At 48.4% G+C, this 14653-nt stretch carries 10 protein-coding genes; 3 read left to right on the top strand and 7 right to left on the bottom strand.

The window, feature by feature from the left end:
* Positions 1–14 precede the first annotated feature (14 nt).
* Entirely contained in the window at positions 15–599 is a 585-nt protein-coding gene (locus GmarT_RS10380; protein ID WP_149302638.1) for a hypothetical protein, read from the top strand.
* A gap of 270 nt (positions 600–869) precedes the next feature.
* Positions 870–2024 carry a tetratricopeptide repeat protein gene (locus GmarT_RS10375; RefSeq protein WP_002648679.1) on the top strand — a complete coding sequence of 385 codons (1155 nt, stop codon included), beginning with the start codon at positions 870–872 and terminating at the stop codon, positions 2022–2024.
* Positions 2025–2037: 13 nt separating this feature from the next.
* Here the strand turns inward: GmarT_RS10375 and GmarT_RS10370 are convergent, their stop codons facing one another.
* The 4 genes from GmarT_RS10370 to GmarT_RS10355 form a co-directional block, all read right to left on the bottom strand.
* Positions 2038–3606 carry a HEAT repeat domain-containing protein gene (locus GmarT_RS10370; protein WP_002648680.1) on the bottom strand — a complete coding sequence of 523 codons (1569 nt, stop codon included), beginning with the start codon at positions 3604–3606 and terminating at the stop codon, positions 2038–2040.
* 139 nt (positions 3607–3745) lie between these two features.
* Positions 3746–6040: an alpha/beta hydrolase family protein gene (locus GmarT_RS10365; RefSeq protein WP_149302635.1), complete on the bottom strand. Its 2295-nt coding sequence runs from the start codon at positions 6038–6040 to the stop codon at positions 3746–3748.
* A gap of 96 nt (positions 6041–6136) precedes the next feature.
* Complete coding sequence (locus GmarT_RS10360) at positions 6137–6997, bottom strand: DUF1583 domain-containing protein (protein ID WP_149302632.1); 861 nt, start codon at positions 6995–6997, stop codon at positions 6137–6139.
* The gene (locus GmarT_RS10355; RefSeq protein WP_002649779.1) at positions 6994–8046 is read right to left on the bottom strand and encodes a DUF1559 domain-containing protein; all 1053 of its coding nucleotides are present in this window, start codon (positions 8044–8046) and stop codon (positions 6994–6996) included. Before GmarT_RS10355 ends, GmarT_RS10360 begins: the two co-directional genes overlap by 4 nt.
* Positions 8047–8714: 668 nt before the next feature.
* Between GmarT_RS10355 and lexA the strand changes: the two genes are divergently transcribed.
* Positions 8715–9317, top strand: a complete 603-nt coding sequence (lexA, locus tag GmarT_RS10350; RefSeq protein WP_002649781.1) for a transcriptional repressor LexA — start codon at positions 8715–8717, stop codon at positions 9315–9317.
* 241 nt (positions 9318–9558) lie between these two features.
* Here lexA and GmarT_RS10340 read toward each other — a convergent pair whose 3' ends face one another.
* From GmarT_RS10340 to GmarT_RS10330, 3 genes are all read right to left on the bottom strand, one after another.
* Positions 9559–10956 carry a sigma-54-dependent transcriptional regulator gene (locus GmarT_RS10340; RefSeq protein ID WP_002649782.1) on the bottom strand — a complete coding sequence of 466 codons (1398 nt, stop codon included), beginning with the start codon at positions 10954–10956 and terminating at the stop codon, positions 9559–9561.
* 390 nt (positions 10957–11346) lie between these two features.
* A complete protein-coding gene (locus tag GmarT_RS10335; protein WP_002649784.1) occupies positions 11347–12909 on the bottom strand; it encodes a sensor histidine kinase in 1563 nt (520 codons plus the stop codon).
* 244 nt (positions 12910–13153) lie between these two features.
* Positions 13154–14494: a PP2C family protein-serine/threonine phosphatase gene (locus GmarT_RS10330; RefSeq protein WP_002649785.1), complete on the bottom strand. Its 1341-nt coding sequence runs from the start codon at positions 14492–14494 to the stop codon at positions 13154–13156.
* Positions 14495–14653: the final 159 nt, after the last annotated feature.

Raw genomic sequence — 14653 nt, 5'->3', positions numbered from 1 at the left:
CAAGGAAGTAAGCGATGTCTATACAACCCATAATTGCAAGTTTGCCTGCTATTGCATTAGCAGCAATGCTGATCAGTGGTTGCCAACATAAACAACATCACGCAGAAATTCCCTACGACTCTGTAGCGCCACTGGGAACCATCAGTGATGACATTTGGCAAAAGCAGGAAGAAAACGGAGAAGCTTCCGACTTCGTGATTGTCGAAAGTGAATTCGTAGGCGCGACTGCAAAACTCAATGCCGCTGGTGAAGATCACATTAAACAGATCGCTGTCCGCATGGGCTCAACACCGTTCCCGGTTGTTGTCGAACCCAGTTCGATGTCGGTCAGTGCATCTTCGGAATATAAATATCCGATCCATGGCAACGATGACCTGGACATGCATCGGCGCAACGTGATTGTCAAGATGCTGCAGTCAATGAACGTTCAGGATGCGGATGAACGCGTTGTTGTGGCACCTGCCTTCACACCTGGCTTTGAAGGATTCGAAGCCTACAGAGCTTACTCCAATGGATTCATGAATCGCGGTGGTGGCGGTGGTGGATTCGGTGGCGGCTTTGGTGGAATGGGCGGCGGAGGCGGAGCTGGTGTCTTCTAATCCAGGCTGAATCAATCGAATTGATTTGTGGTGGACGGATTCCAGTGAATCCGTCCACTTTTTGATAAAAACCATCCGCTCACATTTCTCTTCACAGAAGTAAAATTTATCAACCATTTCTACAGACGATTTTTATCACTGTGACACCATGGAATTCCAGGTGAATTCCTCAATATTAAAGTCGATTTACGTCAGGACAGAGTTATGAACGACAAAGGATTGTTTTGTTCAGCTGTAATCCTCATCATTTCACTCCAGGGATGCGCCCAGATGGGAACTCAGGTTGCCAGAGTGAAATCAGCTTTACCGGGAAAACATCATTCAGAAAAAGTACTTACTGCAGCTCGCAGTTTTGAGCATAAAAAAGAATGGCTGGCAGCCCGAAAGCAGTATGAAGTCTATCTGAAAAAAAATCCTCGCAGTGTGGTCGCCTGCCATCGGCTGGGGATAGTCTGTTCCCAACTGGGTGATTCTGTGGCAGCCACTCGTTACTTCACTCAGGCAAAACAGCTTGACCCGAATAATTCCGAAGTTCTTAATGACTTCGGTTACGCTCTGTATAAACGCGCTCAATATGATGCTGCGGAAAAAGTACTGACGGCAGCACTGCAAAACGATGCGAATAATAAACGAATCATGAACAACCTGGCGTTAACAGTAGGACACCAGGGCCGGTTCAAAGAAAGCTATACTCTCTTCCGCAATATCATGCCGGAAGCGGAAGCACACGCGAATGTGGCATATATTCATACCCAGCGTGGTGAGGGAGAGATGGCGCTCAAGGAATACGACCTGGCTTTGACGGCTGATCCAACGCTGGAAGCAGCGGGTCTTGCTGCAGCTGAATTAGCTGTGATGAAAAATATTTATGTTGCAAAACAGGAAAAACAGCCACAGGTAAAAGAGGAACAGCAACTCGCTTCCACTCAACCACAGCCAGCTCAAACCGTCCCTGAGAAACCGGTGACGAAGAATCCTTTCATTGAAAAAACAGTCACGAAAGAAAGTGTCGCCAGTCGGACGGAAACGGCAAAACCGTCTGCAGAACAGAATTTTCGTAAAATACCTGCTCAGCAGACGACTCAGTTAGTGAGCGCCAAAGAGGTCGTTCCTGTAGTATCGCGGCAGTCACTTGATGCACCAGTCAAAGAGACAAGACAGAAACTGGTGTCACAGGCAACTCTCAAAAAAGAACTGCTTGCCCCAAGCCAGCCGACAACTCCTGCAGCCAGAATCGAACCTCAGGTACAGAAACAGGAAGAAGAATTTCTGGAACCACTGGAAATCAATTCGTTCCGCAGCCTGGATGAAATTACCGATGATGAAATCACCGATGAAGACACCCCGGCCATTATCCGGATTTCGAACGAGATCCCTGCAGAAGAACCCATGTTCCGTTCACCCGATGAGCTGACCGGTCCATAAACAACTGAATCAATCAGTTGATCCGCGATTCAATCGCCTTGACAGTAGATGCTGCCTGAAAACGGAAGTTGTTATTTGTTGTCGATTGATTCACTTCCTCAATTTTTTTCAGACTTTTCTCTGTGCCGATCTCTTTCAGTACCCGAAAGACGTTGACCAGCACGATAAACTGATCCGGATCCAGCTGTTTCAAAACAGCATCCTCTGCCCCGCTTCCATACTCTATCAGTTTCTTGGAAGCATTATGGGCTTTAATGGGATCCTTCAGCAGTTCAGCGACCGCCGTTACTCCTTCCGGTGTTTCATGTTTCAGAATAGCTTCCATAACACTCGCCTGCCCCAGGATATTCACTTCTTTTAAAAGCCCGGTCATTGCCGGGATGTCAGCCCTGGTCGACCAGACTGCCAGTGCGCGCGAAGCATCCTGCACAACGGTGATATCTTTGCTTTCTAAAATTCCGATTAAGATCCCGGAGATATCCGGGTTTTCCTGATCCGGTTTTGTCTGACTTAACTTCTGTAATGCTGCTTTGCGTTTGAGCACATTTTTCGTCGACAGATCTGTCAGAATCAATTTCAATTCATCGTCAATGTTTTCGGGAATCTCAAATCGGGCCGCATCCTCACGCTTCTTCTTCTCTGCAGCATGCTTTGCCATGGCTGCCTTCTGTTCTGCTTTCAGCTTTGTCAGTTCGTCTGTACTTAATAAAGTAGATGAGAGTGTAATCGGAATTTTTTGTGTGCTGTTTTCTGAACGCTGAATGAGCTTGTAATTCAGGGACAGATTCTGAACACACCCCTGTTTCTGATCAAACTGAATGATACCGGTTCCCGTCAGTTCGACTTCCGGCTCACTGTCATCAATTGTCGATATCGTGCGATAGGAATAGCTGGCTTCGATGGTAACCAGGTCTCCTTCCTGACCGGTAATTTTATATTCCGATGTTTTTTTCGCCCCCATCGTCTTATCAATGCCAGGCCCCCGCAAAGGAGACGAAATTCGAGTAGATGAAGAGATGACTGAAATACTGCTTTTCTCCGACTCGGACCAGCTACGCTGGCCATCCGGAGAGAGTGGAATCAGGTTGATCTGCGAAAGGTGCCCCAGCAGATAAGGCAGTAGCGATGACCCCTTGACGGTATCAATTTCACCATGACGGTTTAGTTCAAGAGAATGCTGTTCGAATGCCCCTGCAAAACTGCCAGACAGTCCGGCAAAAGGACTGCGATGACGGTGCATTCGCATGGGGGGAATTAACGGACGCCGGCTTTTGCTTTTCGTCACCGAATTTAAATTCCCCGAACAGCGCAGCGAGAATGAATTGTCATCCGCGGCCGTCACATCATATATTTCCACACCACTCAATGTCTCTTCATAGTTTTCCATGTTGACTTCAATTTTTACTCGATACGCATACTGCTGGCCTTTATCCCATTTGTATTTCAGTGGCAGCTGATCAGCGGCCAGACTGAATGCAGACGTTGCCGAGATCGTCAGCAGGCAAAAGCTGATCAGCAGACAGAAGCGGACAGTCAAACAGACATAGACAGAGCATACTTGTGTATGGATGCGCGCAAACATGGAAGACTCCCCGAGAAAAAAGTGGGCCAGACAACTGCTGGTAATACACCAGAGCAAAAGTTTACCATAGTATAATCAGCGCAGACAGGAATGCATCAAAAATATCTGTATTTCAAAAGAAGCCGTCTGTTGTTGCACATCACTGTAACAGCCATTTGACAGCTGCTGCCTGTCGATTTCCCTTGTCATTATACAAAGTCACCTGATGCAGTTGGCCGGCCGCATTGTATGTTGCCTGGATCAACTCTGGAATCGAACTGGAATTTCCCGCAAGCCAGAGTGATGCCGGCTGGCAGAGAGACAGTACCCCTTCGACATCACCATACTTGACGGCACCAGGCCACAAACGCAGATCACGAATGTTGGTGATCTCCGCAAAATGAAATCCGCCTGTATCAACCGCCAGCTTCTCAACCACATCGGAAGAGTGTGCACAAGCTGCCGCTGCCAGTACCCCGGAAAATCCGAAACCAGCCAGAGAAATCGATTGTGGCTGGCTATCATGATATTTCGAAAAGGAAAGCACATTCAGGATGTCATGCACCTGCTTCGAAACGATGGGATGATTATAGCCCAGAGTATACCCGGCGAATTCACGGGGGTTTTTAACGACAGGCATTTCCGTGGGAGCAGGCTGCAGCTGATTGAATTCCCCCTGGTATAAAACATCGATACCCGCCACAGCAGTCCCGGTATCAACCAGTCGCTGGATAGGTGTTTTGAGACTTCCATCTGCTTTCAACAGACCCGCTTTTCCCTGGTCGTCTAACCAGATCACCACTTTCTGATTCCACTGGTCAGGCAAAAAGAACAGGGTGGGAGTCACTTCCCCATGTCGCCTGTTTTTGATCAATGTATGATATTGACGATAGCCCGATTTGGCTTCTTCAGAAAGATTTTCTGGTTCCAGGTCTTCTTTATCAGGCAGCGAACGGCCGATCATTACTTGAATCGCGCCGCCGACAACTCTGCGGTATTCTTGCAGACTCGTTTGATCGTATGGCGTCAGTCGTTTAATCTGCTCCGTATTATTCTTCGCCAGTGTATGCAGAATTTTAATTTCCGACTGTTCATCTCCGGGAGGTGCCGGGTATGTTTTGTTCCAGACGCTTAATTCCTCACGAGAAAGCGGCTTGAAATCTTCTTCGACAATGGGTGAAGACATACCCAATTGAAAATGCTGATTGAAAAACTCATACATCATCGCCCGACTGACATAATTATAATTATGCGGGAACGGGTAATACTTACCGCTCACTTTCTCAGGCACACCCAGCATTTTAAAATGCTGTTTCAGTTCCGGCAGACCTTTGCTTTCAATTTCTTTGGTCCAGTCATCCGCTGCGGTCATGCCTAACGGTCGCGGTGCCAGTAACGCTGCGAATTCTATATTGCCCGTACCGACGCGCAGATAGGTCGCATTTTCACAGGTACACCCCCCCTGCATCGCGGTAGAAACCATCACTGCGGGAAACGCAGCGGTAATACGCTGATCGATGGCGGCCAGAATAAATGTCTGTGTTCCGCCGCCACTGGCTCCCGTAATCCCGATCCGTTTCTGATCAACTTCCGACAGTGAGCAGACCCAGTCCAGAGCACGAATCGAGTTCAATGTCTGCAAGCCCAGCGCACTGATTAACCGCAATTCTGATTGCGCGCTGAACAGTCCCCAGTTCTTTTCACTCGACATTTCAGGGCGCTGTTTCGCAAAGCGGTGGATCAGATCATAACTCAAACAGAAACCATCGGCGTAACCCAGCATATCATAATGAAAAACCATGCAGCCCATCCGGGCCAGTTCAACGCAACGCGCCTGCAGAGGATAGCGTCCGCCGACTTCATATTTTTCTGCGCCCGCTTTAATATCAGCCTGAACTTTCTGTGCGCCCCTGTCATAGAAACGACCTTCTGCAAAATGGCCATGCGGCGAGAGCACCATCGGAAACGGTCCCGATTTGCCTTTCGGACGATACAGGTTGCCCGTCACATACAGTCCCGGAGAACTTTCAAAAAACACTTTCTCAACGGTGTACTCATCTCGATCGACTTTTCCATGGACGGTCGCCTTGATTTTTGTATTCTCGGGTTCCGGCCAGACCCCGGCAGCGACTTGAATCTGTCGTCTGACATACTCAGCCCGCTTTTCCCAGTCTTCCGGCGAATCAGCGGGAGTAAAGGGGAAGTAACCATTCAGATCTTTCAATGCACCCAGCCGACTGTCTTTGAATGCCGGGTCTTCCTCCGCTGCGAAAACATTTGCCAGTTCCGTGGGAGAACTAAGGATTCCTGCGGACAGCAAAGCCAGTCCGATATTCTGCAAAGCTGTTCTGCGGTCCATGGAAAACTGGTCGTCATTCTGAATCATCGTAGCCCCGCTTTCTTCATTGATGCGATCTGAGAGGTCATTCCAGCTGGAATCCAGATTGAATATCATCTCTTCAGTCTAACCGCAACTGCGTGATCGTTGCCAGTCCGAGCGGGCTATTTTGCTGCAGTGCAGGTACTCCGCTTCAGGGGGAACTGTCGTGAGTCAGATCCGTTTTCGGATCAGGTGGACCGCAAAAAGAAGACAGACCAACGCAATGCCCGAGACCAGGCTCCAGATCAGTGATATGGAATGAGGCTGTGGCGCGGCCTGATAGGTGGGAACATGCTGACGCTCGCCTGTCGCCAGCGAATCGGGATGATTCGGAAATGCTTCTGCAGTAATCGAGAGGTCTTTCCATAACACCTGGACGGGAGTGTCTACGTCACTCTGCTGGGCTCCCAGCCGTAGCAGGTCGACGTCGGCTGTTCCCAGTTCCACCTCCCGCAGTTCGCGAAATTCGTCTCCCGAGCCGTCAGAAATCAGGAATTTCAACTGACTCCCGGTTCTGACCAGTTTCAGTTTTCCCGAGTTCTGTTTCGCGTCTACCAGCTTGACATCATACTGACGTTTGCCTGCAACTGTCGTCGACAGACTCGTGCTGAAAACATGCTTGTTCTTCGGTCGCAATAATCGACCAATCATCGCTGCCGATTCTTTTTCGTCGTGCATTCTTAAATACATGCTCGGCCCCATGCCATACCCCGCCCCTGGTTTTTTCCAGGCAGGGACCTCATACGCAGCGGTAATTTCAAAATCACCACTTAGCTGAAACCGGGGGCTGATTCCAACACTGGATACCTGATGTCCCGCCGGCAGATTGAAGAAAAGGCCGTCCCTGCGTGGTTCGATTAACCTGAGCATACCTCTTCCCAGTGGAACCAGTTGCGCATTATCAAACTGTTGTCCCAGAAAACTGAATTTCAACTCGCGTCTCCCCTGCTCTGCCCCGACCGGTCCGGTCAGCAACAGAAACAGACAGACGCCCCACCAAGGGATCACCCCGGTACGGAATTGAGACTTCATAGACCAGCCCCTGTATCAGATTCACCGCCGGAGATCGTTCCCAGCGCCTGCCAGACCTCAGTATTGATATTTTCATTCACAAATCTGACAGCGCCATCTCCCATCAGCACATTCACTCCCTGTCCGTGCCAGCTGGAAGGATTTAATATCACACCATCCCAGGTAAATCCATTCTTACAGTTGGTCCGGTTTGGCGTTCGCACGTGGTTATATCGGGTCCAGTTCATATTCCCCGCTAGCCAGGTCTGCCCTGATTCTACATCGTACTGATAGGCTCCAGCAGACTGTGGCGTTAACCCTCCACAGGCATCAGAGAATTGACTTTCGGTCCAGACTCCCTGCAGGTTATATAAATCGGACAGGGGATCGATGACCGTATCGTCCCAACTCCCTTTGACATGTTCGCTGAACATCGCTGTCTGAGAAAGGCCGTCTTTGACATCCCGCATCCGCACACTGCTGTTCTGACCGAACATTCCGTTCCCCTCCCTGCCCGACCAGGAACTTCCGTTACAGGAGCGATAGTTATTGGGTCCCCAGCGACTTTTGAGTCGGTCCAGATCACTGGGACAGAGAAAGACATTGAGTCTGGTCTGAGCAGCTGGTCCGTTAATCACTTCATTAAAGCGGGTTTCCAGTTCAGCCTGATCGTCATTCGCCGCATTCGCAAAAGGGTAAAAAGGAGCTACATTGAAATTTAACTGGTTATAAACCACAGCCTGATCCAGGTAAGGCAGCAACATCGCATGTGCTGAATAGCGGCGATCCGCCAGGGTTCCCAGTGAGGAGATCGGCCCATCCTGATCATCTCCGACTCCAAACGGTAAGACCTCATGCGATTCATGGTAAGCCTGCAAGGCAATTCCGATCTGATGCAGATTATTAGTACACTGCATTTTGCGGGCGGCTTCCCGAACCGCCTGTACCGCGGGCAGCAGCAATGCGATCAGGAGACCAATAATCGTCAATGCTGCCAGAAGTTCGATCAAAGTGAAACCAGGCCGAATCCGCTGTTCTGCTTTCCTGTATTTGTCATCGACGTTATACATCTATCCCCCCAAGGCAGCCTCACTTAGACAACCTCTGGAACACCATTTCAATTTTTCACCTTTATTTCTTTTAAAATTCTCAGATTTCTGAGTTAAGAAAGGATGCTCACTATACAACTAACTACTGAAGTCCATCTTGAGCAGGCTTTCACAGATAAACGCCCACTTTTCATAAATAAACACGCATAGAATGGTCAGTTTTTCTGGTTTTTTGAGATTTGATTTTTCAGACATCTTTTCAAAACAGAAATTCTACCTAGAGTATTGCAGTATCTTCTTATGAACATTCAAACAAATATTCAGAAAAACATCACACATTGATTATTCAATGCGTAGTAACCACAACTTCATTTGATTCATAACCTTACGATCCATATCAACTATTACTTTTGTTTAAATAAATATTTCAGACTTTAGAAATCAAGCAGGTTTTTAATCGTCATACTTGTCGTGTAGACGATAGTATACTATAATAAAGATTACATGCAAAATCAGAATTCTTTGTGATGATCACAGGAAGACACCCTCAACCCTTCTTTATTCTGATGAGGCATTTTTTTGAGTGATCCCAAAATGTTTTTTTGTTTGGGACAGGTTTTTTTATTCCTGATTGTTTCAGGAAACTACTATTCAGTTGACACTACTTTTAAGAAATGGGGTACTTTGTTATGGCAGGCACCAAAGCAAACCTTACACAACGACAGCAGGAAATTTACGATTTCCTGAAAGACAAGATCATTAACCGAGGCTATGGCCCGACCGTTCGCGAAATCGGTGCCAATTTTGGCATTCGCTCTCCCAATGGCGTGATGTGCCATCTGAAAGCCCTCGAAAAGAAGGGACTGATTACCCGTGAATCTCACATGTCACGTGCGATTCAACTGTGCGATCATTCCCAGAAACGGACACGCCTTCCACTGGCTGGTCAAATTGCCGCTGGAAGCCCGGTTCTGGCTGTCCAGGATGATGAGCATATCGACTTCGGCTCACTGTTTGATCCCGATGATCAGTTCTGCCTTAAAGTCAAAGGTGTATCCATGATCGAAGATCAGATCGCCGATGGAGACTATGTCATCGTCCACAAGCAGAACACCTGTAAAGAAGGTGACATCGTTGTCGCGCTGGTAGATGGTCAGGAAGCAACCTTAAAACGCTATTACTCTGAAGGCGATCGTATTCGCCTGGAGCCAGCGAATTCCAGTATGCAGCCAATTTACTCCAAGAATGTAGATATTCTCGGAGTTGTGACAGGCGTGATTCGAAAATATTAAGGTGAGTTGTCTTGCTGATTCATCTGCGGCATAAATGTGACAGATGAAAGCGGACAGAATCACTTTCGAAGTGAATTGAGAGCGCATCATCTTTAATCATCGCGTCTCTCAATCTGTTTATTCGGTCCGGTTCGACCTGGAGACGCTTCAGTAAAACTGGAAACAGTCTAAAAATAATGCTCTGGCAGTTTATGCCAGAGCATTTTTTTACAGGTAAAGCGTAAGGTGCAGACAGGTTTTATTAACCCGCCGCCCGAGTCTGATACTGATTCAGTTTGTTGTAAAGTGTTTTCAATGCGATTCCCAGTTCAGCGGCACACTTGGGTTTATCCCCATCATGTTTATCGAGAACATGGTAAATCACTTCCATCTCAATATCCCGCAATGTTTTCCCTTCCATGCCCTCAGTCCAGTTGATTGCAGTCGAACCAGCAGACATGGGAATCGAAGAATGCCGGGTCAGATTGGATGGCAGATCACCAGGCTGAATCTGAACTCCATCCCAGAGGATGACGGCATGTTCCAGAGCATTGGCCAACTCCCTGACATTACCTTTCCAGTCGTACTCCTGCAGAATTTCAATCGTATCCTGCGACAGAATATCCTGAGGAATAGAATCCTTTTTTAGATGTCGTTTCAGCAGCACGCGGGAAATTTCCGGAATATCCCCTTTGCGTTCCCGTAATGCAGGCAGATTGATCTCAAACGTATTCACACGGAAATAAAGATCTTCACGGAATGTGCCTTCCGTAACCATTTCCTTCAAATCACGGTTTGTCGCACAGACAATCCGCACATCAACATGGAATGTTTCACTGTCACCAACACGACGGACTTCACCCGATTCCAGAAACCGCAGCAGTTTCACCTGCATGGTTTTGTCCAGTTCTCCCAGTTCGTCCAGGAAGAGAGTACCGCCGTTGGCAATCTCGATCAGCCCCTTACGCGGCGTATCTGCACCGGTAAAAGCGCCTTTACGATGACCAAACAGTTCGCTTTCCACCAGGTTTTCCGGCAGGGCACCACAGTTGACAGGAACAAAAGGCATCGAGGCACGCGTACTCAAGTCATGAACTCTCCGTGCCACCAGTTCTTTCCCGGTCCCGGTTTCTCCCAGGATCAACGCTGTGGAATCGGTCGGTGCGATTTTTTCGATCAGCTTTTTCACCCGCATCATCGGGGGTGTTTCACCAACAATCTGGCAGGGCCCTTCCACGCTTTTCAGACGGGATTCCAGGGCATAATTCTTGTTCTGCAGCGACCGTTTATCAGCCACTTTCTGCAACACGGTGGCGATATCGATCAGCTTGCATGGTTTCGGAAGGAAATCGTAGGCACCGCGTCGGATCGCCTGAATGGCTTCGTCGATACTGCCATGACCGGTGCTGATGATCACTTCTGTCTCGGGAGAGACCTTATTAATGTGATCGACCACATCCCAGCCACTCAGGCCAGGCATCCGGAGATCGACAATCGCTGCATCAAAGGTAATTTTATCCAATGCAGTTAATGCTGACTGACCATCTTCACAAATGGTGACATCATGTCCCATACGTGGCAGTTCAATTCGCATGACTTCCCGAATTGCCGCCTCGTCGTCGACAAACAGGACCCGTAATTTATTGACCGAATTACTCAAGTTGTGCTCCTTCTTCCTGCTCTGACATCCTGTCAAAGAGAAAGCCATTTAACAAATTTCATAACCGAATGGTATTCAGGAAGGATTATGGGAAAGGCTCTGGAGAAAGCCGGTTCGCATTGAACTGACTCATCCTTTTCTCCAGTATCGATACTCAAAGCTGCAGCCCCGGAACCGGGACTCCATACAGGACCTTTCTCTGCACAAACTGTGTCAAATCAGGAAGGGAAATACTGAGACTTACCTGCAGTACAGAGAACATCCATTTTCTCCTGTATCGTTAACTTTATGTGAATCATTTGTGGGGAGAGACGAGTAATATCAGATTTTGAAAATCGTGGCAATCGGAGAATCGCAGAAACTTCGACAGCAAACAATACCACTAAAGCATTACGCTGCTACACTTTGCAACTTAGTCTTTTTCGGGAGTTCTACAAAAATTGTACTGCCTTGTCCGGGACCGGGACTTTCCACTTCGATCTCACCCCCGTGATCTTTAACGATCCGATGAGTGATCGACATCCCCAGTCCTGTTCCTGTTCCATCGGCCCTCTGTGTAAAGAAGGGATCAAACAGACTCTCTTTGACTTCCTGGGTCATCCCCCGTCCGTCGTCCCGGAAAATCAGGGTCACAGAATCGACATGCTCACGGACCTCAATCTCCAGATTTCCGCCTACTTCCATCGATTCCAGGGCATTGGTCATGATATTGAGAACCACCTGCTTGATTTCGGCAGGGTTAAATTCAGCGCAACAGGGATTGCGGACAGAAAAATGTATGTTTCTACCTTTCAGCCTCTTGATCAGATTGACCATTGAGCAGACTTCGTCAATGACCCCGACCAGATCATTCTGACTGCGAACCGAATTCTGACCCCGGGAAAAATCAAGCAGTTTTGAAGTAATCTCACGACAGCGCATGGATTCCCGCTGAATCAGACTCAGATACTGTTCGACCACTTCAAAATCCGCATCCTCACAATGCGGTTTTAAGTCGACTATTCGTCCCTGTAATGACTCTGATGCCATCGAAATTGCAGACAGGGGATTATTGATTTCATGCGCCACGCCGGCTGCCAGCACACCGATTCCTGCCAGTCGCTCGGAACGCACCAGTTGTTTACTCCGCTCGTCTACCTTATGATTCAGTTCGTCCCGTTTTTCTTTGAACCGCATCGTCATCTTGTTGAATGCTTCCGCCAGCTCTGCCATCTCATCGTCAGATTTGATTTCAAAATGGTGGTCATAATGTCCCTGGGCCACGATGCGCGCCCCTTCATGCAATGCCTGAATCGGTGCAAGGACGGTACGGTAGCCGTACCAGATCAGACAGCCAAATGCGATAAAAACCACCACGCAGGTCACAGACACCAGATTAAAGCGGGAACGATAAACGGAAGTCGCACGTGCCAGCACTGCTTTTGTACCAGAGGGGACATCCCGTACTTCCAGAATCAGCGTCTCCAGATGGGCTACTTCCAGAATCATCTGCTCGGACATCTCAAGACGCTTCTGGGGATCTTCCAGTTGTACCTTCATCAATTCCAGTTGATTCAGGATTGACATGCACGCACTGTGTTCACTCAATTGTGATTCAACGAATCCTTTCCAGTTTTTGATTGCTGGATCCGCGGGCAAGCGATCCACCTTCTGCAGAAAGCCCTGAATTTCCATGCGTACTTCCTGGAGTTGTTTATCAAACTCCTGCTGAAAATGTGCACTGGCTGCCGGCTTGGAGTGGCGAATTCTCTGCAGGGGTTTATTGAGGGCCACTACAGAGACAACCAGGCGATCACGGTCAGGCAAGTTATCCAGAGAATACTTAAACTCATTAACCGTATTATGATAAGACTGTAAACCGGACACTGCGCCATAAGCCATGATGATGAGCATGAAGAAGATAATCCCCAGCCCCAGCCCCAGTTTGCGCCTGATTGTTTGCGTAAAGAACACACTGACCTCCGTGTCACAAGTCCTTCAGATTCCCTGAATAAGGGACGGATCATATCTGAAATCCGGCGGAAATCCAATGTTAAATTTACAAAGATCCGAAAGTGCACAAAACCCCAGAACCCCTGCAGAATTTCTGAACAGACGACTGTACGTTCAGGACACATTCCCCTTGAGCGCTGCTTCCCTCCTACAATGATAGCCAGCTAAACGTTACTGAAGATGCTCCCGTAAAGCTGCTCACACCCTAATCTTCCTGAGAGGCGGAGGGAGGCCCTTTTTTCCAGCGTGCCTGATGCACCATTTCTTTGCGGTAAGAATGCAGGCCCGTCATCAGGATATCGATGGCGCGGGAAAAATCACGAAACGCATGCAGGTATTTCTTCTGTTCCAGCTCTTCTTTGGCTTCGTAATAGATCTTATTGTGTTCGGACCATTCGATCGTCCATTCTTCTTCCATCGCTGCCCGCTGCAATTCGGATTCCATGGTGGTCAGGTACTGCAGGAAATCCGTATTGAACTTCAGCTTTTCTGATCGATAAGGCTTCCACTCAATCGTCTTACTTTTATCCAGATATTCCTCACGTTTACTGGACTCGCGCTGAGCGAATACCTTACGCACCAGTAACATCACCAGTAGTGACATGCCTCCGAAAGTCAGAAACTCTCCGCGGTCAAACCGGGTCAGGATCCACATGAGAATCCCGGCTGCCACCATCAGTGAGGCGACCCAGACACCGGCCAGCCACAACCACTCACCATACTCGCGTTCCAGTTCGATTTCCGGTTCTGGTTCCGGTGCTTTTTCCTGAGGCAAATTCACATCAGGTAATTCTCCCACCCGAACAACAATCACCGAAATGTTATCTGACCCACCACGTAAATTGGCAAGATTGATCATCAGGCGGCAGGCATCACTGGGCTCCAGGTACCTGGCGATCATACCGATCTCTTCATCTTTCAGATGACAGGTCAATCCGTCACTGCACAAGATATAACGATCCCCCTCCATGACCGTATAAGGGCCTTCAATGTCAACTTTGACAACCGGCTCCGGTCCCAGTGAGCGTGTAATGACGTTGCGAGGTTCATTCATGTAAACCTCTTCAGGCTTCATCCGTCCCTGCCGAATCAGCTCCCACTGCAGACTATGATCAAACGTCAATTGATCAATGCGATTTTCACGCACACGGTAGACGCGACTGTCACCTACATGACCGATGACCGCGCCTTCCGGACAAAGACACAAAGAACTGCAGGTGGTCCCCATTCGCATGAATTCACGATTGGCCATCCCCCGCTCATTGATCGCCTGATTGGCAACCTCAATCGCAGATTTCAGCGATTTGGTAACTGGCCCCGGCTTATTCTTAAAGAAGGTATGAGGGACCGTTTCAGAGGCCATCTTACTTGCCAGCTCACCTACGGCATGACCTCCCATACCATCGGCGACCAGAAAAAAATGCCCGTGGTCTCGCCAGCTTTCCTGATCTTTGCAGATACGAACCGAGATCGAATCTTCATTATTCCTGCGCCGAAAGCCAACATCACTCTGCGATGCGAACTGAACCGGATGTTCCCAACGCATTCAATTTCCCTCACACAAACATCAGAAACGTAATTTCACTACTTGATTCCACTTTAATATCTTGGTGAGTATTGAAGGTAAACACCAGAGTACACTGCAGAAAAACCCGTATTTGTTACTGAAAAGCAGGTATCCCCCCTCAATGCTGCCAGATCGGAT

It is taken from the genome of Gimesia maris (assembly GCF_008298035.1).
Lineage (GTDB): Bacteria > Planctomycetota > Planctomycetia > Planctomycetales > Planctomycetaceae > Gimesia > Gimesia maris.
Note: the sequence above shows the minus strand (reverse complement) of the source record. Positions and strands in the feature narration are given on the sequence as shown.